At 56.4% G+C, this 23,811-nt stretch carries 24 protein-coding genes; 20 read left to right on the forward strand and 4 right to left on the reverse strand.

Annotated features, from left to right (window positions below):
- Positions 1–6 precede the first annotated feature (6 nt).
- The gene (locus tag BN3544_RS04105) at positions 7–804 is read left to right on the forward strand and encodes a 3'-5' exonuclease (RefSeq protein ID WP_019428910.1); all 798 of its coding nucleotides are present in this window, start codon (positions 7–9) and stop codon (positions 802–804) included.
- 65 nt (positions 805–869) lie between these two features.
- Positions 870–2,306, forward strand: a complete 1,437-nt coding sequence (gene rlmD / locus BN3544_RS04110; protein ID WP_026036462.1) for a 23S rRNA (uracil(1939)-C(5))-methyltransferase RlmD — start codon at positions 870–872, stop codon at positions 2,304–2,306.
- Positions 2,307–2,397: 91 nt separating this feature from the next.
- On the opposite strand, the gene BN3544_RS04115 is transcribed toward rlmD, so the two are convergent.
- Positions 2,398–3,093, reverse strand: coding sequence for a Bax inhibitor-1/YccA family protein (locus BN3544_RS04115; protein ID WP_019428912.1), 696 nt, complete (start codon positions 3,091–3,093; stop codon positions 2,398–2,400).
- Positions 3,094–3,287: 194 nt separating this feature from the next.
- Here BN3544_RS04115 and BN3544_RS04120 point away from each other — a divergent pair, with 194 nt between their 5' ends.
- Entirely contained in the window at positions 3,288–3,695 is a 408-nt protein-coding gene (locus tag BN3544_RS04120; RefSeq protein ID WP_019428913.1) for a GlcG/HbpS family heme-binding protein, read from the forward strand.
- Positions 3,696–3,795: 100 nt separating this feature from the next.
- On the opposite strand, the gene BN3544_RS04125 is transcribed toward BN3544_RS04120, so the two are convergent.
- Positions 3,796–4,101, reverse strand: a complete 306-nt coding sequence (locus BN3544_RS04125; RefSeq protein ID WP_019428914.1) for a c-type cytochrome — start codon at positions 4,099–4,101, stop codon at positions 3,796–3,798.
- 184 nt (positions 4,102–4,285) lie between these two features.
- Here BN3544_RS04125 and ilvD point away from each other — a divergent pair, with 184 nt between their 5' ends.
- The 6 genes from ilvD to BN3544_RS04155 all read left to right on the forward strand — a co-directional run bounded on the left by ilvD (position 4,286) and on the right by BN3544_RS04155 (position 12,061).
- Positions 4,286–6,142 (forward strand): dihydroxy-acid dehydratase, encoded by a 1,857-nt coding sequence (gene ilvD / locus BN3544_RS04130; RefSeq protein WP_019428915.1) that lies wholly within the window; start codon positions 4,286–4,288, stop codon positions 6,140–6,142.
- A gap of 57 nt (positions 6,143–6,199) precedes the next feature.
- A complete protein-coding gene (gene lgt / locus BN3544_RS04135) occupies positions 6,200–6,997 on the forward strand; it encodes a prolipoprotein diacylglyceryl transferase (RefSeq protein WP_019428916.1) in 798 nt (265 codons plus the stop codon).
- Between the two features lie 202 nt (positions 6,998–7,199).
- A complete protein-coding gene (locus BN3544_RS04140) occupies positions 7,200–7,904 on the forward strand; it encodes a GntR family transcriptional regulator (RefSeq protein ID WP_050999062.1) in 705 nt (234 codons plus the stop codon).
- Entirely contained in the window at positions 7,901–9,382 is a 1,482-nt protein-coding gene (locus BN3544_RS04145; protein ID WP_019428918.1) for a malonyl-CoA decarboxylase, read from the forward strand. The genes BN3544_RS04140 and BN3544_RS04145 overlap by 4 nt, the downstream gene beginning before the upstream one ends.
- Positions 9,383–9,424: 42 nt before the next feature.
- The gene (locus BN3544_RS04150; RefSeq protein WP_019428919.1) at positions 9,425–10,423 is read left to right on the forward strand and encodes a Bug family tripartite tricarboxylate transporter substrate binding protein; all 999 of its coding nucleotides are present in this window, start codon (positions 9,425–9,427) and stop codon (positions 10,421–10,423) included.
- Between the two features lie 72 nt (positions 10,424–10,495).
- Entirely contained in the window at positions 10,496–12,061 is a 1,566-nt protein-coding gene (locus BN3544_RS04155; protein WP_019428920.1) for a malonate--CoA ligase, read from the forward strand.
- Positions 12,062–12,132: 71 nt separating this feature from the next.
- Here BN3544_RS04155 and BN3544_RS04160 read toward each other — a convergent pair whose 3' ends face one another.
- The gene (locus tag BN3544_RS04160; protein WP_019428921.1) at positions 12,133–12,576 is read right to left on the reverse strand and encodes a universal stress protein; all 444 of its coding nucleotides are present in this window, start codon (positions 12,574–12,576) and stop codon (positions 12,133–12,135) included.
- 104 nt (positions 12,577–12,680) lie between these two features.
- Between BN3544_RS04160 and BN3544_RS04165 the strand changes: the two genes are divergently transcribed.
- The 9 genes from BN3544_RS04165 (at position 12,681) to BN3544_RS04205 (ending at position 20,632) form a co-directional block, all read left to right on the forward strand.
- Positions 12,681–15,077 carry a heavy metal translocating P-type ATPase gene (locus BN3544_RS04165; RefSeq protein WP_019428922.1) on the forward strand — a complete coding sequence of 799 codons (2,397 nt, stop codon included), beginning with the start codon at positions 12,681–12,683 and terminating at the stop codon, positions 15,075–15,077.
- A 10-nt stretch (positions 15,078–15,087) separates the two neighbouring features.
- Complete coding sequence (ccoS, locus tag BN3544_RS04170; protein WP_019428923.1) at positions 15,088–15,225, forward strand: cbb3-type cytochrome oxidase assembly protein CcoS; 138 nt, start codon at positions 15,088–15,090, stop codon at positions 15,223–15,225.
- 69 nt (positions 15,226–15,294) lie between these two features.
- Positions 15,295–16,731 carry a cytochrome-c oxidase, cbb3-type subunit I gene (ccoN, locus tag BN3544_RS04175; RefSeq protein WP_019428924.1) on the forward strand — a complete coding sequence of 479 codons (1,437 nt, stop codon included), beginning with the start codon at positions 15,295–15,297 and terminating at the stop codon, positions 16,729–16,731.
- A 13-nt stretch (positions 16,732–16,744) separates the two neighbouring features.
- Positions 16,745–17,371: a cytochrome-c oxidase, cbb3-type subunit II gene (ccoO, locus tag BN3544_RS04180; RefSeq protein WP_019428925.1), complete on the forward strand. Its 627-nt coding sequence runs from the start codon at positions 16,745–16,747 to the stop codon at positions 17,369–17,371.
- Positions 17,372–17,383: 12 nt separating this feature from the next.
- On the forward strand, positions 17,384–17,524 hold the full coding sequence (locus BN3544_RS04185; protein ID WP_019428926.1) for a CcoQ/FixQ family Cbb3-type cytochrome c oxidase assembly chaperone: 141 nt from the start codon (positions 17,384–17,386) through the stop codon (positions 17,522–17,524).
- Between the two features lie 36 nt (positions 17,525–17,560).
- The gene (ccoP, locus tag BN3544_RS04190) at positions 17,561–18,478 is read left to right on the forward strand and encodes a cytochrome-c oxidase, cbb3-type subunit III (RefSeq protein ID WP_019428927.1); all 918 of its coding nucleotides are present in this window, start codon (positions 17,561–17,563) and stop codon (positions 18,476–18,478) included.
- Positions 18,479–18,635: 157 nt separating this feature from the next.
- Positions 18,636–20,018 carry a cytochrome c oxidase accessory protein CcoG gene (gene ccoG / locus BN3544_RS04195; protein ID WP_155820353.1) on the forward strand — a complete coding sequence of 461 codons (1,383 nt, stop codon included), beginning with the start codon at positions 18,636–18,638 and terminating at the stop codon, positions 20,016–20,018.
- 21 nt (positions 20,019–20,039) lie between these two features.
- Entirely contained in the window at positions 20,040–20,315 is a 276-nt protein-coding gene (locus BN3544_RS04200) for a hypothetical protein (RefSeq protein WP_019428929.1), read from the forward strand.
- Positions 20,316–20,335: 20 nt separating this feature from the next.
- A complete protein-coding gene (locus BN3544_RS04205; RefSeq protein ID WP_026036463.1) occupies positions 20,336–20,632 on the forward strand; it encodes a hypothetical protein in 297 nt (98 codons plus the stop codon).
- Between the two features lie 42 nt (positions 20,633–20,674).
- Here BN3544_RS04205 and fnr read toward each other — a convergent pair whose 3' ends face one another.
- Positions 20,675–21,397, reverse strand: coding sequence for a fumarate/nitrate reduction transcriptional regulator Fnr (gene fnr, locus BN3544_RS04210; RefSeq protein WP_019428931.1), 723 nt, complete (start codon positions 21,395–21,397; stop codon positions 20,675–20,677).
- Between the two features lie 210 nt (positions 21,398–21,607).
- Between fnr and hemN the strand changes: the two genes are divergently transcribed.
- Complete coding sequence (gene hemN / locus BN3544_RS04215) at positions 21,608–22,990, forward strand: oxygen-independent coproporphyrinogen III oxidase (protein ID WP_019428932.1); 1,383 nt, start codon at positions 21,608–21,610, stop codon at positions 22,988–22,990.
- 82 nt (positions 22,991–23,072) lie between these two features.
- Positions 23,073–23,750 (forward strand): sulfite exporter TauE/SafE family protein, encoded by a 678-nt coding sequence (locus tag BN3544_RS04220; RefSeq protein WP_019428933.1) that lies wholly within the window; start codon positions 23,073–23,075, stop codon positions 23,748–23,750.
- Positions 23,751–23,811 lie beyond the last annotated feature (61 nt).

A 23,811-nucleotide genomic window follows, 5' to 3' on the forward strand; every position in this document is an offset into this window, starting at 1 on the left:
TGAGCAATGGCCTGGCCCATCCTGGTTTTTGACATCGAAACCTTGCCGGATGTGGCCGGGTGGCGCAGGCTCAATCCGGCGTCCCCTGATTTGACCGATGCGCAGGTGCATGCCCAATGGAAGGCCGAACGGGCCGAGCTGGGTAAAAGCGACTTCATGCCTTTGTATTTGCAGCGGATTTTGGTCATCAGCTGCGTCTTCCGAAATGCCGAGGGGCTGCGCGTTCATTCCTTTATCGACCGCGATGGCCAAAGCGAAGGCCGCATTGTCCAAACGTTTTTCAACACCATCGAAAAGCACGAACCCCAGCTGGTCAGCTGGAACGGCAGCGGGTTTGACCTGCCGGTGCTGCATTACCGTGGCCTGCAGCATGGCGTCGTGGCTGACAAATACTGGGACATGGGCGAGGGCGGCAACGCCAGTGACCGCGAGTTCAAGTGGAACAACTACATCTCGCGCTACCACCTGCGGCACCTGGACCTGATGGACTTGTTGGCCAAATACACCCCAAAAAACAACGCGCCCATGGACGCAATGGCCAAACTTTGCGGCTTTCCCGGCAAGTTGGGCATGGACGGCTCGCAAGTGCACGCGCAGTTTCTGGCCGGCAAAACCGAAGACATTCGGCGCTACTGTGAGACCGATGTAATGAACACCTATTTGCTGTATTGCCGCTTTCAGAAGATGCGCGGCGGCTTGACCGAGGCCGAATACGATCAAGAAATTCGCTTCGTCAAAGAAAATGTCAGCACCTTGGCTGCGCAAGAACCTCATTGGCAGGAATATTTGCAAGCTTGGAACTGAGTTTTTCAACCTAAAGGGTGCTGCGTCACGCCAAGCCTTGCCCGACATGCTGAGACAATCGGGGCATGAGCGAACATGATCTACCCCTTTCCCCATCCCCCTTAGAAACACAAAACAGTTACAGCTCCGACCTGCCAGAAGGCTGGTTGCGAGTCAACTCTTTGGACATGGATGCCCAGGGCATCGCCCGCAGGCCCGATGGAAAAGTGGTTTTTATTGAGGGTGCCTTGCCTTTTGAGCTGGTTTCGGTCCAGGTCGGACGCAAGAAAAGCAGCTTTGAGCACGGCACCGTGACCGAGATTCACCACGAATCGTCGCAACGCGTGCGCCCCGGCTGCCCCCACTTTGGTCTGCACACAGGCTCTTGCGGCGGCTGCAAGATGCAGCACCTGGAGGTCTCGGCCCAAGTGGCTATCAAGCAACGCGTGCTTGAAGACAACTTGTGGCATTTGGGCAAGGTCAAAGCTGAAACCATGCTGCGCCCCATAGAGGGGCCGACTTGGGGTTACCGTTATCGTGCCCGTTTGTCGGTGCGCTATGTGATCAAAAAGGGCGAAGTGCTGATTGGGTTTCACGAGCGCAAGAGCCGATATATCGCTGACATGAAGGTGTGCCCGGTGTTGCCGCCCCATGTGAGTCAAATGTTGCTGCCACTGCGTGCGCTGATCAGCCAAATGGAGGCCCGTGAAACCCTGCCTCAGCTGGAGTTGGCTTGCGGCGATGAGGTAACGGCTTTGGTTTTACGCCATATGGAGCCCTTGAGCGAAGGTGACAAAGCCTTGCTGCGCACGTTTGCTGCTGAACAGAATGTGCAGTGGTGGTTGCAGCCCAAGGGGCCCGACACGGTGCAGCTGCTGGACGAGGGCGGCCTGCAGCTGAGTTACGGTCTGCCCGACTTTGGTATCACTATGCCCTTCAGGCCCACCGATTTCACCCAGGTCAACCCCTTCATCAACCGGGTTTTGGTGACCCGTGCCTTGCGTTTGTTGAACGCTCAAAAGCACGAGCGCGTGATCGACTGGTTTTGCGGTCTTGGCAACTTCACCTTGCCCATCGCCACGCAAGCGGGGGAGGTGCTGGGCATTGAAGGTGCCGAGACGCTGGTCGCTCGATCCCGCGACAACTACGCCCGCAACCAAGCCAGTCGCCCGCAAGGCCAGGCATTGGCCCCGACGCAATTTGTGGCCCGCAACCTGTTTGACATGACACCCGAGATGCTGGTGGCCGATGGCACGGCCGATAAATGGCTGGTGGACCCACCGCGTGAAGGTGCTTTTGCCTTGAGCAAAGCACTGGCCGAGCTGAATGAGAACCGCGATTTGCGCCAAGGCTGGACGCCTCCGCAGCGCATTGTGTATGTGAGTTGCAACCCTGCAACCTTGGCCCGTGATGCGGATATTCTGGTGCACCGTGCGGGCTATCGCTGTGTGAATGCCGGGGTGATCAACATGTTTGCGCACACGGCGCACGTGGAAAGCATGGCGGTGTTCGAGCTGGCATGAGTCGCTGGCCTACAAGCCAGCTCTGAGCGGCACCGCACCAACAACAAAGGCTCCCGAGGGAGCCTTTGTGTTGTGGGGGAAATGACCGAGATCAGTCGCGTTCGCCGCCCATGATGCCCAGCAAGGCCAGCAGGCTTTGGAACACGTTGAAGATATCCAGGTACAAGGCCAAAGTGGCGCTGATGTAGTTGGTCTCGCCGCCGTCGATGATTTGCTTCAAGTCGTACAACATGTAGGCACTGAAGATGCCAATGGCCATGACTGAGATCACCATCATGCCGACTGTGGAGCCGACAAAGACGTTGATGATGCCGCCAATCATGATGGCCAAGGCCCCTACAAACAGCCACTTGGACATGCCCGAAATGTCACGTTTGATGGTGCTGGCCAAGCTGGCCATGACAAAGAACACGCCTGCCGTGCCGGCAAAGGCGGTCATGATCAGGTCAGCGCCGTTTTTGAAACCCAGCACCATGGCGATCATGCGCGAGAGCATCAGGCCCATGAAGAAGGTGAAGGCCAGCAACACGGGCACGCCCGCAGCCGAGTTTTTGGTCTTTTCGATGGCAAACATGAAACCGAAGGCTCCGGCCATGAAAACCACCAGACCCACGCCGCCAGAAAGCGAACGGGTGATGCCGGTGCTCACGCCCAGCCAGGCCCCCAAAACGGTGGGCAGCAAGCTCAAGGCCAGCAGCCAGTAAGTGTTGCGCAGAACGCGGTGGCGCGTCGCCAGATCGGAGCCGTGGCCCCAGTCGGTGGTGTTGAGTGTGCGAAGGTCGCTCATGAATGTCTCCTGTTCAAACCCTGATTTCAGGGCAATTGCATTGTAGAGTGAGGGTGTTTGGCGTTAGCTTGTGCCCGTAATTTCCGGCAGATGATGGGGTTATCCGGGTGAAGCAGTTTTGCGCTGGGGTGTGCAATCGGTCTGGCCTTGGCCGTGTATCCTTGCCGTCTTTCAACTCAGCCTCGCAAATACCCATGAAAACCCAAGCCACCCTCGAACTGTCCGATGTCAAAGCCATTGCTGCAGCGGCCGAAGCCGAAGCTGTCAAGAACAACTGGGCAGTCAGCATCGCCATTGTGGATGGGGGAGGCCATCTGTTGCACTTTGCCCGTCTGGATGGCGCAGCCCCTGTGTCCTCGCACATCGCCCCGGCCAAAGCCCACACGGCCGCTTTGGGTCGCCGCGAAACCAAAGGTTACGAAGACGTCATCAACGGTGGACGCACGTCCTTTTTGTCTGCGCCCACGATCAAGGGCATGCTCGAAGGTGGCGTGCCGATCATGAAAGATGGTTTCTGCTTGGGCGCTGTGGGCGTGAGCGGCGTCAAGTCGAACGAAGATGCCCAGGTCGCCAAGGCAGGCATTGCAGCCATCGGCCTGTGACCGTTTGACCGGTTCAGACAGGCCCCGACCTGTTTGAATGGATGTCAAAATGCAAAAAAGCCCGCTGAGCACAGCGGGCTTTTTCTATGGGGCGGCGCAATTACTTGGCGCTCAATACCCAAGCGGCCAGTATTTTGGCATCGGCCTCATTGACCTGAGGGTTGGAGGGCATGGGGATAGGGCCCCAGACGCCAGAGCCGCCTTTGATGATTTTGGTGGCCAGCTTGTCCGCAGCTGTTTTGTCTGCTTTGTATTTTGCTGCAACGTCTTTGTAGCTGGGACCCACGAGTTTTTTGTCAACCGCATGGCAAGCCATGCAATTTTTGGATGTTGCCAATGCCAAGTCGGCCAAAGCTGGGGCTGCGCTGGCCGCAGTCAGGGTCAGGGCAAGTACGATTTTTTTCATGTCGTTTAATGGAGGAGTTGGATAAGGAGTCCATCATTGGCCCTCAAGGCGCTGGACGGTGGAGTGTAGCCGGATCCCCTTGCTGTAAAGATGCCGATTTGTCTTGGCCTGATGCGCAACCCGGTCTATGGGTGTGGGCCATAATCCTGTGACTTTTTTCATGAATTCCTGACAGGAGCCTTTGATGCCCGCTTACCGTTCCAAGACATCCACTGCCGGCCGCAACATGGCGGGTGCCCGTTCATTGTGGCGTGCCACAGGCATGAAGGACGATGATTTCAGCAAGCCGATCATCGCCATTGCCAACTCGTTCACCCAGTTTGTCCCGGGCCATGTGCATTTGAAGGATTTGGGCCAACTGGTAGCACGCGAGATTGAGGCGGCAGGCGGTGTGGCCAAAGAGTTCAACACCATTGCCGTGGACGACGGCATCGCCATGGGCCACGACGGCATGCTTTACTCGCTGCCTAGCCGCGACATCATTGCCGACTCGGTCGAGTACATGGTCAACGCGCATTGTGCCGATGCGATTGTCTGCATCTCCAACTGCGACAAGATCACCCCCGGCATGCTGATGGCCGCCATGCGCTTGAACATCCCCGTGATCTTCGTGTCGGGTGGCCCGATGGAAGCGGGCAAAGTGCGCTTGGCCAACCCGCAAACGCAGGTCATGGAATTCAAAAAACTCGACCTGATCGACGCCATGGTGATGGCGGCCGACGACAAAGTGAGTGATGCCGATTTGGCCGAAGTCGAGCGCTCGGCTTGCCCGACCTGCGGTTCGTGCTCGGGCATGTTCACCGCCAACTCGATGAACTGCTTGGCCGAAGCGCTGGGCTTGGCCTTGCCGGGCAACGGCACGGTGTTGGCCACACACGCCGATCGCGAAGAACTGTTCAAGCAAGCGGGTCGCACGATTGTAGATTTGTGCAAACGCTATTACGAGCAAGAAGACGCCTCGGTGTTGCCGCGCTCCATGGGTTTCAAAGCGTTTGAAAACGCCATTGCCCTGGACATCGCGATGGGCGGCTCCACCAACACCATCCTGCACATCCTGGCGATTGCTCAGGAGGCCGAAATTGAATTCACCATGGCCGACATCGACCGCATGTCGAAAATCGTGCCGCAGCTGTGCAAGGTCGCACCCAACACCAACAAGTACCACATCGAAGACGTGCACCGCGCAGGCGGCATCATGGGCATCTTGGGCGAGTTGGACCGGGCAGGTAAGCTGCACACCGATGTGGGCACCGTTTTGGGCAAGACCATGAAGCAAGTCCTGGACGAGTGGGACATTGCACGCAACCCCAGCGAGGCGGTCAAAAAGTTTTACATGGCAGGCCCCGCAGGCATCCCGACTCAGGTGGCTTTCAGCCAGAACACCCGTTGGCCGAGTCTGGACACCGACCGTGCCGAAGGCTGCATCCGTTCATTGGCCCATGCGTTCAACCAAGAAGGCGGCTTGGCTGTCCTGCGCGGCAACATTGCGCTGGATGGTTGCGTGGTCAAGACCGCGGGTGTGGACGACAGCCTGATGGTGTTTGAAGGCCCCGCCCATGTGGTGGAGTCGCAAGACGAAGCGGTCGAAAACATCTTGAGCGACAAGGTCAAGGCGGGCGACATCGTGGTGGTGCGCTACGAAGGCCCCAAAGGTGGCCCCGGCATGCAAGAAATGCTGTATCCCACCAGCTACATCAAGTCCAAAGGTCTGGGCAAAGCCTGTGCCTTGCTGACCGATGGCCGCTTTTCGGGCGGTACATCGGGTTTGTCGATCGGCCACTGCTCTCCCGAAGCAGCAGCCGGCGGCACCATTGGCTTGGTCAAAAACGGCGACCGCATCCGCATCGACATCCCGAACCGCAGCATCAACGTGCTGGTGAGCGATGAAGAGTTGGCCAAGCGCCGTGTCGAGCAAGACCAGTTGGGTTGGAAGCCCGCGCTGCCACGCCCGCGGAAAATTTCGGCGGCACTCAAAGCCTATGCTTTGTTGGCCACATCCGCCGACAAAGGTGCCGTGCGCGACTTGTCGCTGCTCGATTGATACAGCCCTGTGGCATGACCGGCGATTTGTCTGTCATGCCGCTCCCGCGCAAATCCCATGCTGATTCACCCTCAAATTGACCCTGTCGCCCTGCAGTTGGGGCCACTGGCCGTGCATTGGTATGGCTTGACTTACTTGGCAGCTTTCGGCCTGTTTTATTGGCTGGGCACGCGTCGTCTGGGGCACTTGCCCTTCAAAAACATGTCGCAATGGCAAAAGCGTGACATCGAAGACATTTTGTTTTTGGGGGTGTTGGGCGTCATCCTCGGTGGGCGTATTGGCTATTGCCTGTTTTACAAACCGGCTTATTACCTGGCCAACCCGCTGGAGGTTTTTGCGGTCTGGCAAGGCGGGATGAGTTTTCATGGCGGCATGCTGGGCGTGATCGCTGCCATGCTGTGGTTTGCTTTCTCGCGTAAAAGGGCGTTTTTGCAAGTCATGGACTTGGTGGCACCTTGCGTGCCCACAGGACTTGCCGCTGGCCGAGTCGGTAATTTCATCAACGGTGAACTGTGGGGCCGTGTGGCCGATCCATCCTTGCCTTGGGCCATGCTTTTCCGCGGCGCGGGCGATGCGCCGCGCCACCCCTCGCAGATCTACCAGTTCCTGATAGAAGGGTTGTTGTTGTTTGTGCTGCTGTGGCTTTATGCCCGCAAGCCGCGCCAGCAAGGGCAGGTGGCGGCTGCTTTCTTGTTCGGCTATGGCGTGTTCCGCTTCGTGGCTGAATACTTCCGCGAACCCGATGCGCATCTGGGCCTCTTGAGCCTGGGCATGAGCATGGGACAGTGGCTGTGTGTGCCCATGATTTTGGGTGGCGCTGTCTTGTGGCTGTGGTGCGATCGCCGCGCGACCTGAGCGCGCAGTGCCAAGCGGTTTTCAGCGGTCCAGTGCCAGGACAGTGCTGTTGCTTAACTTCCAGTGATTTACCTGCTTTAACGGTTTGATCGGCTTTGAATCAGGGTAAGTCCTGAGGCTTAAAAGTGTCTCGTTTCGCCGACATGGCTCGCTGGATTGCTTGTAATTACTCATAATTACCAGAAATTACAGAAAGACACCGATGTCCGGACACGTCAACTCCATGCATGACCAAGTGGCGCAGCAACTGCGCGACCTGATCTTTGGTGGTGAGTTGTCGCCGGGTGCCTTTGTGGACGAAACCCTGCTTTGTGAGCAGCTGGCCGTTTCGCGCACCCCGCTGAGAGAGGCGCTCAAGGTGCTGACGGCCGAAGGTCTGATCCGGCACGAGCCCCGGCGCGGCTGTTTTGTCAACCAAGTCAGCGAGCAGGACTTGGACGAAATATTTCCGGTCATTGCCTTGCTTGAAGGACGCTGCGCCTTCGAGGCAACACAGCAGGCCACTGACGCTGACATCGCCACGCTCGATGTGCTGCACCACCAACTTGAAGACAGTGCGGCACATGGCCTGATCCCCCAGTACTACGCAGCCAACTACGCGATTCATGAGGCCATCATCGCCATGGCGGGCAACAAATGGCTGGCCCAGGTGATCGGCGATTTGCGCAAGATCCTCAAGCTGGCCCGTTTGCAGCAGCTCAATGCGCCGGGGCGTTTGAGCCAGTCTTTGAATGAGCACATGGTGATTTTTGCAGCCCTCAAAGCACGGGACGCCGAAGGGGCCGATGCGGCCATGCGAAACCATTTGACGCAACAGCGCGAGGCTTTGCGCTTGCTGGCCCGCCAGAACAAAAGCCGAATCAGCGTCAGCAACCTGGAACAGGTTAAGCACGGGGTTTCAACATGAACACTTCTGAGTGGATTGGCCGAACGGTGGCGGGTTGGCTGCCTGCAGGCAAGCGCCAAGGGGCCAGCAAGGCGATAACGACCGACAGCAAACCAGAAAGCCGCACGAGCAAGCCCGCAGTCGGCAAAGAAGCGCTTGTTCGTTCCTCACGCGAGCGGCTCAATGCCACTTTGCGTCAAAATCAAGAGGCTTTGTCGCCCCGCGTTTTGCGCCGAACCTTGATCGAGTTGCAAGCGATCGTGGACCCCAGTGTGAGCGAGGTCGAGGGCGGCAAACGCGCGCGGGGTGTGGCCCAGTGGTACAGCAAGGCCACGCCCGAGCAGCGGGAAGACTGTTGGCTGCTGATGAGCGAGCAGTTTGCGCCAGATGCAAGCAAGGTCAAGGCTGCGCGTGAGCAGTACGAAGCGGCCGTGGGCACACCCGACGAAGGTGTTGCCGAGATCCGTTTGCGCAAGGCCCTGGTGTCGCCACGGACCCGTTTGCTTCAACGTTTTGCGGTTTTCCCCGAAGGCATGCGTTTTCTGGTGGATCTGCGGGCGCAACTGCTGCCCGTGCTCAAAGGCAATAAGCGGCTTTTGGCCCTTGAGGCCGAGTTGGAAAACCTGTTCACCACTTGGTTCGATGTGGCGTTTTTGGAGTTGCGCCGCATCAGCTGGGATTCGCCTGCCAGTCTGGTCGAAAAACTGATCAAGTACGAAGCGGTGCACGACATCAAGAGCTGGGGCGACGTCAAGAATCGGCTTGATTCTGACCGCCGTTGCTACGGATTCTTCCACCCACGCTTGCCCGATGAGCCGCTGATTTTTGTGGAAGTAGCGTTCATGGACGAGATGGCCTCCAGCATCAGCCCGCTACTGGACGAGTCGGCGGCGGCGGTTGATCTGAGCAAGGCCACGACCGCGATTTTTTACTCCATCAGCAACACACAGACGGGCTTGAAAGGGGTGAGCTTTGGTGACTCCCTGATCAAGCGGGTGGTGGAAACTTTGCGGGCAGATTTTCCAAAACTCAAAGTCTTTGCCACTTTGTCCCCCATTCCCGGATTGCGTTCTTGGCTCACGAAAAACGCGGCCCGCATGCTGGATCAGACACCGGAAAAAATGCGAGGCCAGTTGGGTCTTGCTGTCGGATTCGAGCCGCCAACCGCCGCGCATGTGCTGTCTGCCCTTGACACGGTGGTCACACTCGATGACCGCTCCGCGCTGCGTCAATGGTTGCTGGCTTGTGCTGCGCAATACCTGGGCAAAGAGCTGATCGATGATCGACCCACCGATCCTGTGGCCCGCTTCCACTTGGGCAATGGCGCCAGAGTGGAGCACATTCACTGGGGGGCCGATTTGTCTACCAAAGGGCTCAAACAATCTTGGGGTTTGATGGTCAATTATTTGTACGACTTGCGGAAAATTGACAAGCACCGTCAAATGCTGGCGACCAGTAAGGCCCCTGTGTCCAGCGACGTAGACAAGCTGTTTTTGTGAGAAAAGACCCGCTTCCATTTTTATAACTAAGGAGACAAACCCATGAAAAAATCCATTCACACCTGCAGCGACCGCCGCGATTGGCTCAAGTGGGGCCTTGCGGCATCTGCCAGTGCTGCCATGCCCGCGTGGGCGCAATCGGCTTGGCCCGCTAAACCCGTCACGATGGTCGTGCCTTTCCCGGCCGGTGGCGGCACAGACGCTTTCGCGCGGCCCATGTCGGCTCAATTTTCCAGGCTGACTGGCAAACAGTTGATCGTCGACAACCGGGGCGGAGCAGGGGGCACCTTAGGGGCCGGTATTGCGGCCAAGGCGACACCCGACGGCTACACCTTGTTCATGGGCGCCGTTCACCACACCATTGCGCCCAGCATGTATCCCAAGCTGGACTACGACCTCGAACGCGACTTGATTCCATTGATCCAGGTCGCCAGCGTGCCCCAAGTGCTGGTGGTCAACCCCAAGAAGGTCCAAGCGGCCGACTTCAAAGCCTTCTTGGATTTTGTCAAAAAGAACCCTGGCCGTCTGAATTACGGCTCAGCCGGCGGCGGCACCTCGCACCATTTGGCGGGCGAGCTGTTCAAGCTACAAACCAACACCTTCATTACCCACATCCCATATCGCGGAGCAGGCCCGGCCTTGCAAGACCTGATTGCGGGCAATGTCGACATGATGTTTGACGGCCTGGGATCTTCGGCTACGCACATCAAGGGCGGCCGCATCAAGGCCATGATGGTGTCTGGCAGCAAGCGCAACCCGGCTTTCCCGGATGTACCTTGCTCCGCCGAGTTGGGTTTGCCCGATTACACCGTCTCAACCTGGTATGGCGTGTGGGCTCCAAAAGGTACGCCCGCCGATGTCCAAGCAAGGGCTATTGAAGAAATTCGACGCGCTTGCCTGACCGATGAAGCCAAAGTCGTGTGGGCGGGGCAGGGGGCTGAATTTCCAAACCTGACCACGAACCAATTTGATGCTTTCATCAAAAAAGAACTGGCCAAGTGGTCGCAAGTGGTCAAGGCCTCTGGCGCCAAACTGGACTGATTTTTTTATCGCGGCGTTAACAACCTGGGCATCCGGGTTGTGCCCACATTTTCAATGTTTTGATCTGATGTCATGAGCAATCACAATCTCTTTTCTGCCTTGCGGGCCGCTTTCCCGACGGACCTGACAGCGGTGGCCGTCGAAACCGATGATGGGCTGAGCTACAGCTGGTTAGACCTGGACCGCGCCACGGCCATGATGGCCAACTTGCTGCAATCGCTTGACTTGCCAGAGGGCAGTCGGGTCGCCGTGCAGGTCGAAAAATCGGTCGAGGCCATGATTTTGTACTTGGCTACTTTGCGGGCCGGGTATGTGTTTTTGCCGCTGAACACCGCTTACCAAAGTGCCGAGATTGAGTATTTCATTGGCAACGCCGAGCCTGCGGTGGTGGTTTGCAGCGGTGCTCATTTTGGTTGGGTCAGCAAGATCGCGTTCAAGGCGGGCACACAGCATGTCTTTACCCTCAACGAGGACCGCACGGGCAGTTTGCTCGACCGTGCTGCGCGCCACAGCGACCAGCACAAACCCGTGGTACGCACAGCCGATGACTTGGCCGCCATTCTTTACACCAGTGGTACAACGGGTCGCAGCAAAGGCGCGATGCTCACTCACGGCAACATGCTCAGCAATGCGCTCACGCTCAAGGATTATTGGGGTTGGACGAAGTCCGGGGGGCCAGAAGGCCGTGGCGATGTGTTGATCCACGCGCTGCCGATTTTTCATGTGCACGGCTTGTTTGTGGCCATACACGGTGCACTGATCAACGGCAGCAAGATGATCTGGATGGCCAAATTCGATCCCCAACGAGCCATCGCCAACATGGCGAAGGCCACCGTGTTCATGGGCGTGCCGACACTGTATGTGCGGATGTTGGCCGAAGCTTCGCTGAACAAGGCAGCTGTTAAAAACATGCGCTTGTTCGTTGCAGGTTCCGCGCCTTTGCTGATTGAGACGTTCACAGAATGGCAAACGCGCACGGGTCACACCATATTGGAGCGCTACGGCATGAGCGAAACGGCCATGCTGACCTCCAACCCCTATGCGGCTGACGATCGGTATGCCAAACAGTCCGAGCGGCGAGGCGGTACGGTGGGCTTTCCATTGCCCGATGTGTCTTTGCGTGTGCGCGGAGAAAACGAGCAAAACATGCCGGTGGGCGAGATTGGCGATATTCAGGTTAAGGGCCCCAATGTGTTCAAGGGCTACTGGCGCATGCCCGAAAAAACCGCCGAAGAGTTCACGGGTGACGGTTATTTCAAAACCGGCGATGTGGGCAAGTTCGACGAACGAGGCTATGTGACGATCGTGGGGCGAAGCAAAGACCTGATCATCAGCGGAGGCTACAACGTGTACCCTGCCGAAATTGAGGGCTACATCAATGAAATGCCCGGTGTGACTGAGAGCGCCGTGGTGGGCGTGCCCCACCCTGACTTTGGCGAGGTGGGCGTGGCGGTGCTCATTGCCAAATCAGGTGCCGATCTTCAGCCAGATGCGATCGTGGCCGAGCTCAAGGCCAAGCTGGCCAACTTCAAGATTCCTAAGCGCTGTTTTGTGGTGGCCGAGTTGCCACGAAACACCATGGGCAAGGTACAAAAGAACCTGCTTCGTGAACAATACAAGGGCTTGTTCGCAAGCTGATCTGTGCTTCGGGCGCGCTTGTCAAGCGTGCCCAAAGTCCATGCCATTTCAAGTGTCTGCTGAGCCTGAAATCAGCGCAAAACCAGCACCGGTGTGTGAGAGTGCGTCAAAACCTGTTGGGTTTCGCTACCGAGCAGCAAGCGTTTGATGCCTTTGCGCCCATGCGAAGCCATGACGATCAAATCGGCATTTTGCTTTTTAGCAGCGGCAATGATGGCGTCCGAAACAACATCGGATTTGACCGTGACCGCTTTGGTTTCTACGCCTTTGGCTTTGGCTGCTTTTTCCACGGCTGCTAACTGAACACGGGCTGATTCAGTCCATTGCGTTTCAACGCGCGAAATCTCATCTGCCGACAGGGGAATGCTGCCCTCAAAATAGGCTTGAGGGTAACGCGGCACCACCTTCAGCGCGACCAATTCCGCGCCACAAGTCGCGGCCAACGCAATGGCGCTGGCAACGGCTTTTTTAGACAAGGCAGAACCATCGGTGGCCACGAGAATGCGTTTGTACATGAAGTGCTCCAGAGGGTTGTAAAACTCCAGCTTAGAAGACGTAGGCCCTTCATCAATTGATGCACATCAAGCTTTGTGCGCTGCTGATGTCGTATCGTAGGAACATGACTCAAGTCAATGTTTTGCCTGAAATACCCGCCATGCCCGATGTGCCTGCTGGCATCTTGGCTGGGCAGGCAGCGATGCCTGCGCAGGGCGCTGACCGTTTGACGCTCTTGGACGATCCTAAGGAGTGGGCGGCTTTCAGCTTGCCTGAACAAGACAGCACCGGTTGCTGGAGTTCGAGTGTGGTGTTCGAGGGCATGCATTGCGCAGCTTGCGCCATCACGCTCGAAGATGCTTTGCGTGCCGTTCCTGGTGTGGCTTCGGTGCAAATAAGTTCAGCCAGTCATCGCGGCAAAGTGGTGTGGTCGCCAGAGCAAACACGACCTTCTGAGTGGATGCAATCTGTAGAACGTTTTGGCTACAAGGCCATTCCCGCCAACGATGCCCATGCCCACGAAAGACGACGCCAAGAGGCGCGTCGCATGGTGTGGCGCTTGTCGGTGGCGGCCATGTGCATGATGCAGGTGATGATGTACGCCACCCCGGCTTATTTGTCACTTCCGGGTGAGATCTCGGCCGAATCCATGCATTTATTGCGCTGGGCTTCGTGGGTGCTTTCATTGCCCGTTGTCTTTTTTTCGTGCGCGCCATTTTTTGCCAGTGCCTGGCGCGATTTGCGCGAGCGGCAGATCAGCATGGACTTGCCTGTGGCTTTGGGCATGGTGGTGACTTTTGGGGTCAGCAGCTTGGGGACTTTTGAGCCGAACGGCCCATTTGGTGCTGAAGTTTATTTCGACTCATTGACCATGTTCGTTTTCTTTTTGCTGTTGGGGCGTTGGCTGGAACTGCGTTTGCGTGACCGCACGGCAGGGGCTCTGGAAGCTGTGCTTAACCGGCTGCCCGACAGTGTCCGCAAGCGACAGTCCAATGGCACATGGGCGCTTATTTCAATCAGGAGTCTGGCGGTCGGTGATGTGATTGAGGTCCTGCCCGGGGAAGCCTTTGCAGGTGATGGGCGCGTGCTCTCCGGTCAAACTCAAGTGGATGAAGCGTTGCTGACCGGTGAGTCCTTGCCCTTGTCGCGTCAAGCCGGTGACCGCGTCATTGCGGGCAGCCACAACCTGAGCGGGATCCTGGAAGTCCAAATTGAGCAGGTTGGAGCCGCTACCCGCTACGCCCAGATTGTGGCTTTGATGGAAAGCGCGTCGGTGTCCAAGCCGGCCATGGCTTTGTTAGTAGACCGCTGGGCCAAGCCTTTTTTGGTGGCCGTGTTGCTGGCATCCCTGGGCTCTGCCATTTACTGGTGGCCCACCGATCCGGCGCGTGCCTTGATGGTGGCAGTGGCTGTGCTGATCGTGACCTGTCCTTGCGCGTTGTCACTGGCTACCCCAGCGGCGATGCTGGCCACCGCAGGGGCACTGGCCCGCAGCGGCGTATTGGTCCGCAGGCTAGAGGCTTTGCAAAATCTGGCCAGCATCGACACCGTCATTTTTGACAAAACAGGCACCTTAACCCGTGATGCGCTTCAGGTCGTGCGCACCCACACCCGGTCAGGTGTCCGGCCTGAACAGGCGCTAGCCTGGGCAGCGAGCCTGGCCCGTCACTCATTGCACCCGGTATCCCGTGCGCTATGGTCTGAGGCCAGACAACAAGCAGAGGCAGCAGGTGAGTTGCCCGCGTTGGAGGCATTACTTGCCCAAAAATTCTCAGAGCAAGCCGGGCAGGGCGTTTGTGGTCTGTTGTGCAGCAACGGCGGTACTGCGGTGTTATTGCGGCTGGGTTCAGCTGCTTTTTGCCAAGCCCCTGTTTTTAACGGCCACCATTTGCAAGTCAGCTTGGCCGACGATTCGGGCTGGCTGGCTACTTTTGAATTGGCAGAAGAGGTGCGATCTGAAGCCGCTGGCGTAGTTCAGGCATTGAAAGAAATGGGTCTGACGCTCAAAATCTTATCGGGTGATGGTCAAGCCGCCGTGACGCAGGTGGCCCAATCGGTCGGCATTGCCGATGCTCAAGGCGCTTGCAATCCACAAGACAAATTGCAGGCACTCCAAGTTCGGCAGGCGCAAGGCCACAAAGTGGCCATGGTCGGCGATGGTTTGAACGATGGCCCGGTCTTGGCGGGTGCCGACGTGTCGTTTGCGCTGGGCCAAGCTTTGCCATTGGCGCAATCGAAAGCTGATTTTGTACTGATGGGTGGGCAGTTAAGTGTTCTGGTCAGCACGGTGTTGCGCAGCCGTCATACCGTGCGCGTGGTCAAACAGAATCTCGTGTGGGCCGCCTTTTACAACGTAGCCTGTGTGCCGTTGGCAGTGATGGGCTTGTTGCCTGCCTGGGCTGCAGGTTTGGGCATGGCACTCAGTTCCCTGTTGGTGGTGCTGAATGCGCTGCGTCTGGCGCAAGGTTTGGGTCCTGTTCCAGCGTGTCCACCAGAGACAATGCAAACATCTTTCAAATGAGGCAATCAAGATGGACATTCTTTATTTGTTGATCCCTTTGTCGGTTGCTTTGGTGTTTTTCATCCTGGCGGGCCTTTGGTGGGCGATTCACAGAGGCCAATTTGAGGATATTGAAGCCGAAGGCGAGCGGATTTTGCGCAACGATTGATTTTGATCAAGTGTTTCAGGTGTACACCGGGTCAAACTCTCAGCAGTTTTTAAAAAAGAAGAGGTGAAAATGAAATTTGCCAATATGCAGGCGACTTCGTACAACGACACTGTTGTGCGGCAGTTCGCCATCATGACGGTGGTTTGGGGTGTGGTGGGCATGCTGGTGGGCGTGATCATCGCGGCCCAGCTGGCCTGGCCCGAGCTCAATTTGGGCATTCCATGGCTCAGCTATGGCCGTTTGCGTCCCTTGCACACCAACGCAGTGATTTTTGCGTTTGGCGGATGTGGTTTGTTTGCGTCGGCTTATTACGTCGTGCAGCGCACCTGCAACGTCCGTTTGTTCAACGACAAGCTGGCGGCATTCACCTTTTGGGGCTGGCAAGCCGTGATTGTCATGGCTGCTATTTCTTTGCCCTTGGGCTTCACCCAGAGTCGCGAATATGCTGAGCTGATCTGGCCTATCGATCTTTTGATTGCTGTGGTCTGGGTGGCTTTCGCCGTCGTCTTCTTTGGAACGATCGGAACACGAAAAGTTCGCCACATTTATGTGGCTAACTGGTTTTTTGGTGCTTTCATTATTGCCGTTGCACTTTTGCACATCGTCAACAACGTGCAATTGCCGACCAGTCTGACTCACTCTTACTCGGTTTATGCCGGTGTGCAAGACGCCATGGTGCAGTGGTGGTACGGCCACAATGCGGTGGGTTTCTTCTTGACCGCTGGCTTTCTGGGCATGATGTATTACTTCATCCCCAAGCAGGCAGAGCGTCCCGTGTATTCGTATCGCCTGTCGATCGTGCACTTCTGGGCCCTGATCTTCACCTACATGTGGGCCGGTCCTCACCACCTGCATTACACCGCTTTGCCTGACTGGACTCAGTCGATTGGCATGGTCTTCTCGCTGATTTTGTTGGCACCCAGCTGGGGCGGCATGATCAACGGCATCATGACCTTGTCGGGTGCTTGGCACAAACTGCGTGACGATCCGATCTTGCGATTCCTGATCGTGTCATTGTCGTTCTACGGCATGTCGACCTTCGAAGGTCCGATGATGTCCATCAAGACCGTCAACGCCTTGTCCCACTACACCGACTGGACCGTGGGCCACGTGCACTCGGGTGCTTTGGGCTGGGTGGGCTTGGTGACCATGGGCTCCATGTACTACCTGATTCCCCGTCTGTTCGGACAAAAACAAATGTTCAGCGTCAAGGCGATTGAAATCCACTTTTGGACTGCCACCATCGGCATCGTCATTTACATCGCCGCGATGTGGATTGCGGGTGTCATGCAGGGCCTGATGTGGAGAGCCATCAATGCAGACGGCACGCTGACTTACACCTTCGTCGAATCTGTGAAAGCAACCTACCCGTTTTATGTGCTGCGCTTGTTGGGTGGTTTGCTCTACCTGAGTGGCATGCTGATCATGCTCTGGAACACGATCAAGACGGCAACCCAAGGTCGCTCGGTCGAAGTCCAGATTCCAAGCCTGAACGCGCACGCCTGAGGAGAAATAAAACATGGCTCATAACCCCAAAACAGGTGGTATCTCCCACGAGAAAATCGAGACCAACAACTTTTTGATGATTGTTTTGATCCTCATTGTGTTGATGGTCGGTGGCATGGTCGAAATCGTGCCTTTGTTTTTCCAGAAATCAACAACGCAGCCAATAGAAGGTCTCAAGCCGTACACCGCTTTGCAAGTCATTGGGCGCGATGTTTATGTGCGCGAAGGTTGCTACAACTGCCACTCGCAGATGATCCGACCCTTCCGGGCGGAAACATTGCGCTATGGCCCTTATTCGGTCGCCGGTGAGTTCGTCTATGACCATCCCTTCCAGTGGGGATCCAAACGCACTGGGCCGGATCTTGCCCGTGTGGGAGGTCGTTACAGCGATGAATGGCACCGAATCCACTTGAACAACCCGCGTGATGTGGTGCCTGAGTCCAACATGCCGGCATATTCATGGCTTGGCAAAACGACTGTGGATGCTGAGAGCGTGCCTTCACACATGCGCGCTTTGCGGACGCTGGGTGCGCCGTACAGTGATGAAGAAATCGCAAAGTCTGCTGAAGAGGTTAAAGGAAAGTCAGAGCTGGATGCTGTGATCTCCTACCTTCAAGTGCTGGGTATTCACCGCAAGTAAGGCTGAAAAACCATGGACATCAATACCCTGCGCTCCATTGTGACTGTGCTCACCTTTGCCATCTTCCTGGGCATCATCTGGTGGGTCATGTCGCGACGCAACCAAGCAGATTTCGACGAAGCAGCACAACTGCCGTTTCGCCAAGATGACTGAATTGTCCTCAGTGCATAAATAATTTAAGGAATCAATATGAGTGACTTCATCAGCAATTTCTGGCACTTGTACGTGGCCGGTATCACGCTGGTCAGCATCATCGCCTGTCTGATCCTGCTTTGGTTCAGCGGCAAAGCCAAAGCCATGACCGCCAATGACAACACCACTGGTCATGTCTGGGACGGCGATCTGCGTGAAATGAACAACCCATTGCCACGTTGGTGGGTGGGCTTGTTCATCATCACCATCGTGTTCGCATTTTTGTACTTGGCCATGTATCCCGGTGTGGGCAACTTGGCAGGAAAGTTTGGCTGGACCTCAGCGGGTCAATACGACGCAGAGGTCGCCAAGGCCAATGCCGAAGTGGCTCCGCTGTATGCCAAGTTTTCAGCCATGTCGCCCGAGGATGTGGCCAAAGATCCTCAGGCCCAAGCCATTGGTGACCGTTTGTTCATGAACAACTGCGCACAATGTCACGGCTCCGATGCACGCGGCAGCAAGGGCTTTCCTAACTTGGCCGATGGTGATTGGTTGTACGGTGGCACCCCCGAGATCATCAAAGCCACATTGACGCAAGGGCGCATCGGCAATATGCCTCCGATGGCAGCGGCGGTCGGCACACCCGAGGATGTACGCAACGTGGCGCACTACGTGCTCAGCTTGTCTGGTAGCCCGCACGACTCATTGCGAGCCTCTTTGGGTAAATCCAAGTTTGGTGTTTGCGCTGCTTGTCATGGCATGGACGGCAAGGGCAACCCCGCCATGGGCGCGCCCAACTTGACCGACGACATTTGGCTACACGGCTGGGGTGAAAACGCCATCGTCAACATGGTGAACAACGGCAAAGTCAACCAAATGCCTGCACAGGCAGCCAAGTTGTCCGAAGGCCAGATCCATGTCTTGGCGTCCTATGTCTGGGGCTTGTCTAACAAGACGGCTGCAGCCAACAAGTAAGGCATTCAAACCGCCTGCGTCATTGAATCAGGACACCCGCTTTGGGTGTCTTGTGCATTTAAAGGTAAGTGTTTTGGACCCCAATAAAAATCCTCCTCGCAAAATTGTGCCCATCGTCCCCGTGAACGATGCGTCTCATGCCGAGGATGACGTGCAGATGGTTTCTCTGTATGCCGCAACCCAAAAACTGTATCCGCGCACCGTGCATGGCCTTTTTGCCAAATGGCGCTGGATCATGGTGTTCTTGACGCAATTGGTTTTTTACGGTTTGCCATGGATCGAATGGGGTCAACGCCAGGCTGTGCTTTTTGATTTGGGTGCGCGCCGTTTTTATATCTTTGGTTTGGTGCTTTACCCCCAAGACTTCATTTACCTGACGGCGATCCTGGTCATCGCTGCGTTCTCGCTTTTCCTGTTCACGGCGGTGGCTGGTCGCTTGTGGTGTGGTTATGCCTGCCCACAAACGGTGTACAGCGAAATATTCATGTGGGTTGAACGCAAAATCGAAGGCGATCGGTCGGCCCGCATCAGGCTCGATGATGCGAGCATGTCCACGGAGAAACTGTTCAAGAAGTGGTACAAGCACATCGTTTGGCTGGCGATTGCCATGTGGACAGGTTTCACGTTTGTCGGTTACTTCACGCCCATCAAAGACTTGGGCATGGAATTTTTCCTGGGCAACATGAGTTCTTGGGAAGTGTTTTGGGTGTTTTTCTATGCCTTTGCCACTTACGGCAATGCTGGCTTCATGCGCGAGCAGGTGTGTAAATACATGTGCCCCTATGCGCGCTTTCAGAGCGCCATGTTCGACAAAGACACCTTGATCGTGACGTACGATGCCGAGCGTGGTGAGCCACGTGGTGCACGCTCGAAAAAGGCCGACCCAGCTTCCTTGAGCCTGGGCGCATGTGTCGACTGCAGTTTGTGCGTTCAGGTGTGTCCGACCGGCATCGACATACGAAATGGCCTGCAATACGAATGCATTGGCTGCGGTGCCTGTGCAGACGTTTGTGACACGGTGATGGACAAAGTGGGTTATCCACGTGGATTGGTCAAATACTCGACAGAAAATGCCATGCAGAACCACTGGACTGCTGAGCAAACTTGGCGTCATGTATTCCGTCCTCGGGTTTTGCTCTACGTCGGTATTTTGGTGCTGGTGGTGGCCGCTTTGTTCACCAGTCTGGGTTTGCGCAAACCCTTCAAAGTCGATGTGGTTCGCGACCGTGCCTCGTTGGCCCGAATTGTGGCCGGAGGAAAGATCGAAAACGTTTATCGCCTTCAGATCATGAATGCGGCCGAAACACCCTTGGATTTCCGCCTGGCGGCGCAAGGCCTGCCCGATTTATCACTGGTCACCGACAGTGATGTGCGAGTCGCACCGACCGAGTCGCTTTGGGTGTCGGTCCGTTTGCAGTTGCCTTATGACGCCGCACCTTCTGGTACGCACCCGATTGTGTTCACCATACAGTCGGTGAAATCGGACGGGCAGGTACTGGCTGAATTGCAGGAAAAATCTATTTTCCTGGTGCCTCGTTGATATTTTCACAAAGGTTTGAGCATGTCCAATCCCCTTGTTTCCAATTTGCCCAAGCAGCCTTGGTGGTCTTATGGCCACGTCTGGCTGGTGATTGCCGGTCCTTTGGTGGTGGTGGTCGCTTCATTCATCACCTTTTATTTGGCTGCGAATGGCCAAGACCCTGTATTGAGCCAGTCAAGCGTTGAAGTCAACGCCAATGGTGCGGATGCACGCACCACACTCGCACCCGCAATGCAAGCCAGAAACCATGCGGCCACGGGCACATTGCCCTTGACCGATTCAAAAAACAAACCTTGAACGGGTTGCAGGAGACCGACATGTGGGCAAAACGAATGATGTGGATTGCATGGCCAGCATTCCTGGTGGCGGGTCTTCTTGAGATGCTGGTGTTTGCACTGGTCGATCCGCAAGATTTGCAATGGTTTGGGCACGCCTTGTCACTGTCCCGTCAAGGCGTTTACACCTTGGCTTTCTTCGCCTTCTGGGCCCTGACCATGGTGTCGAGCGGACTGACCACGCTGTTGGCCATGTCACCGTTTGAGGTCAATCGCTGTCCCGTGCCTGGGGACCAACGACCCAGCGACTGCGCGCGCCAAGGTGAAAAGGGCTGCTGAGAAAGCTTAACTTCGTCGAGCGTTAAAGCCCGGCGCAGGGCTTTATTGGCAATGGTGGTTGCTGTTCACCAAGCGCTGCAAGCCATCGGTGTCCAAGATGCGCACATGCCGTTGTTTGACCTCGACGGTGCCGTCTTCGACAAATTTGGAGAAGGTGCGGCTGACTGTCTCCAATTTGAGTCCCAAATAGCTGCCGATTTCTTCGCGGGTCATGCGCAAGACCAGCTCTGATTGCGAAAACCCCCGTGCGTGCAAGCGTTGCACCAGGTTCAGCAAGAAAGCGGCCAATCGCTCTTCGGCCCGCATGCTGCCCAAAAGCAGCATCACACCATGCTCACGCACGATTTCGCGGCTCATGATTTTGTGCACATGGCTTTGAAGTGCCGTCACTTCGCGTGAGATTTCTTCAATGCGGTCAAAAGGCATGACGCAGACTTCGGCATCTTCCAAGGCTACGGCGTCGCAGCTGTGTTGGTCGTTCACGATGCCGTCCAGACCAATGATTTCGCCCGCCATCTGAAAGCCCGTGACCTGATCTCGGCCATCTTCGGTGGCCAGACAGGTTTTGAAAAAACCGGTGCGAATGGCGTACAAGGACGTAAACTTTTCACCGTTGGTGAATAAAGTAGAACCGCGTTTGATTTTCCTACGGACAGCCACCAGATCGTCCAAGCGATTCAGGTCGTGGTCGCTCAGACCCACAGGCAGGCACAACTCGCGCAAGTTGCAATTGGAGCAAGCGACGTTGATGAGTTGGGAATTCATGGTTTATCTCATGGTGCGGAAATGGATTTGCCTTGGATCAAGTTGTTAGCTTAAACCTAAAAAACCATCAAATTTAAGGGTCTACCCGGTTCAGGCCAAAAATCACCAATAACCAGTAGACGGTTGATCTGAGTCAATACTTCGGGCTCTGCAAACGGGCAAAGTCGGTGCCTTGTTATGAAGTCGATCGAACTCAATAGAGGCAGACACATGTCCGTCATCACACCTGAATTGCTGACACGTTTTGATGTGTCTGGCCCACGCTACACATCCTACCCAACAGCAGACCGTTTTGTTGAAGCCTTTGCCGAGGCTGACTACGTGCAAGCATTGGCTCAGCGCCAGTCTGGTGTGGTGGGCAAGAAAACGCCCTTGTCGTTGTATGTGCACATCCCGTTTTGCGAGTCGCTTTGCTACTACTGTGCGTGCAACAAAATCATTACCAAACACAAAGAACGTGCGTCTGAGTATTTGCGCTACCTGAGCAAAGAGCTTGAGTTGCACACCCGGCATTTGGGGCGGGGGCAGTCGGTCAGCCAGTTGCATCTGGGCGGCGGCACACCCACATTCATGAGCGATGACGAATTGCGTCAACTCATGAGTGTGCTGCACCAACATTTTGAATTCGTGCCGGGTGGGGAGTATTCGGTCGAAGTCGACCCGCGCACCGTCGATGAAGGCCGATTGGCTGTTTTGGCAGAACTGGGCTTCAACCGCCTGAGCTTTGGGGTGCAGGACTTTGACCCTGCTGTTCAAAAAGCGGTTCACCGCATCCAGCCAGTCGGTCAAGTCTTTCAGCTGGTCGATGCTGCACGTCGCCTCGGCTTTGAGTCGATCAATGTCGACCTGATTTATGGTTTGCCACTGCAAACGCCTGAGTCCTTTGACCGCACCTTGGCGCAGGTCAACAGCCTGCGCCCGGACCGCATCGCCCTTTACGCCTATGCCCACTTGCCCGAACGTTTCAAGCCCCAGCGTCGCATTCATGCCCAAGAACTGCCCTCGGGCGGTGACAAGGTGGCGATGCTTTCGCGCTCGTTGGATGCATTGACCGATGCGGGTTATGTGTACATCGGCATGGACCACTTTGCCTTGCCGCAAGATGCATTGGCGGTGGCTAAGCGACAAGGTCGTTTGCACCGCAATTTTCAAGGCTACAGCACACAGGCCGATTGCGACCTGATCGCTCTGGGCGTTTCATCGATTGGCCGCGTGGGCGCAAGCTACAGCCAGAACGCCAAAACCATGGAAGAGTATTGCGACCTGCTGGATCAGGGGCACTTTCCGGTGGTGCGTGGCTTGACTTTGACCCGCGATGACCTGATTCGTCGATCGGTCATCATGGCGTTGATGTGCCAAGGGCATTTGGAATTCGAGGCCATCAACCTGGCTTGGCTGATTGACTTTCAAGCTGTGTTTTCCAAAGAACTGGCCCAGCTTGAATCCATGCAAAGCCAAGGCCTGGTGCAGTTGAGCGATAGCGGCATTCAGGTTACACCCATGGGCTGGTTTTTTGTACGGGGCGTGGCCATGGTGTTTGACCGTTATCTGCAAGCCGACCGCAACCACACCCGTTTTTCCAAAATCATCTGAGTGATTGCGCTGAACGGGTGTCCGACCACTTTGAGTGCTGCTTCGCAGACAATGCGGTCATCGAGCAACAAGTGGACCTTCTATGCAAAGTTCTTTGGCCATGACGGCCTTGATGATGGGCGTGTTGGGCGGCCCCCATTGCGTGGCGATGTGTGGCGCAGCCTGTGCGGGTCTTGGCCAAGCAGCGGGTGAGCGACGCAACCAGGCTTTGTGGGCCTTTCAAATCGGCCGCTTGGCCGGTTATTCTTTGCTGGGCGCAGTGGCTGCCGCCAGTGTGCAGGCGCTGGGCTGGCTGACCACGCAGTCGGCCGCCATTCGCCCGGTGTGGACATTGCTGCACTTGGCGGCTTTGGCGCTGGGTTTGTTGCTCATGCTGCAAGCCAGACAACCTGTGTGGCTCGACGGCGCGGCACGCCGACTTTGGGCGCGGGTCCGAGCCTTCAACGCCCGTTGGGGGCGCGCTGCGCCCTGGCTGGTGGGTGGTTTGTGGGCCTTGATGCCTTGCGGCCTGTTGTATTCGGCCGTGATGGTGGCTGCATTGACCAGTCAACCGCTAGAGGGGGCCGCCACCATGGCCTTGTTTGCGCTGGGCAGCAGCCTCAGTCTGTGGGCCGGGCCATGGTTGTTTTTGCGCATGCAATCGTTGGGCGATGGGGCATGGGGCATGCGCGTGGCTGGCTTGGCCTTGGCTGCCGTGTCGGCCTGGGTCTTGTGGATGGGCCTCGTGCACGATCAAGCGCCTTGGTGCGTGACACCCTGATCTGATGAGTTATGTCCCTCATGCCGTTCGCGCGCGAGTGATACACGCACCCATTTTGGGG

The organism is Limnohabitans sp. Rim47 (assembly GCF_001517545.1).
Classification (GTDB): Bacteria; Pseudomonadota; Gammaproteobacteria; order Burkholderiales; family Burkholderiaceae_C; genus Limnohabitans_A.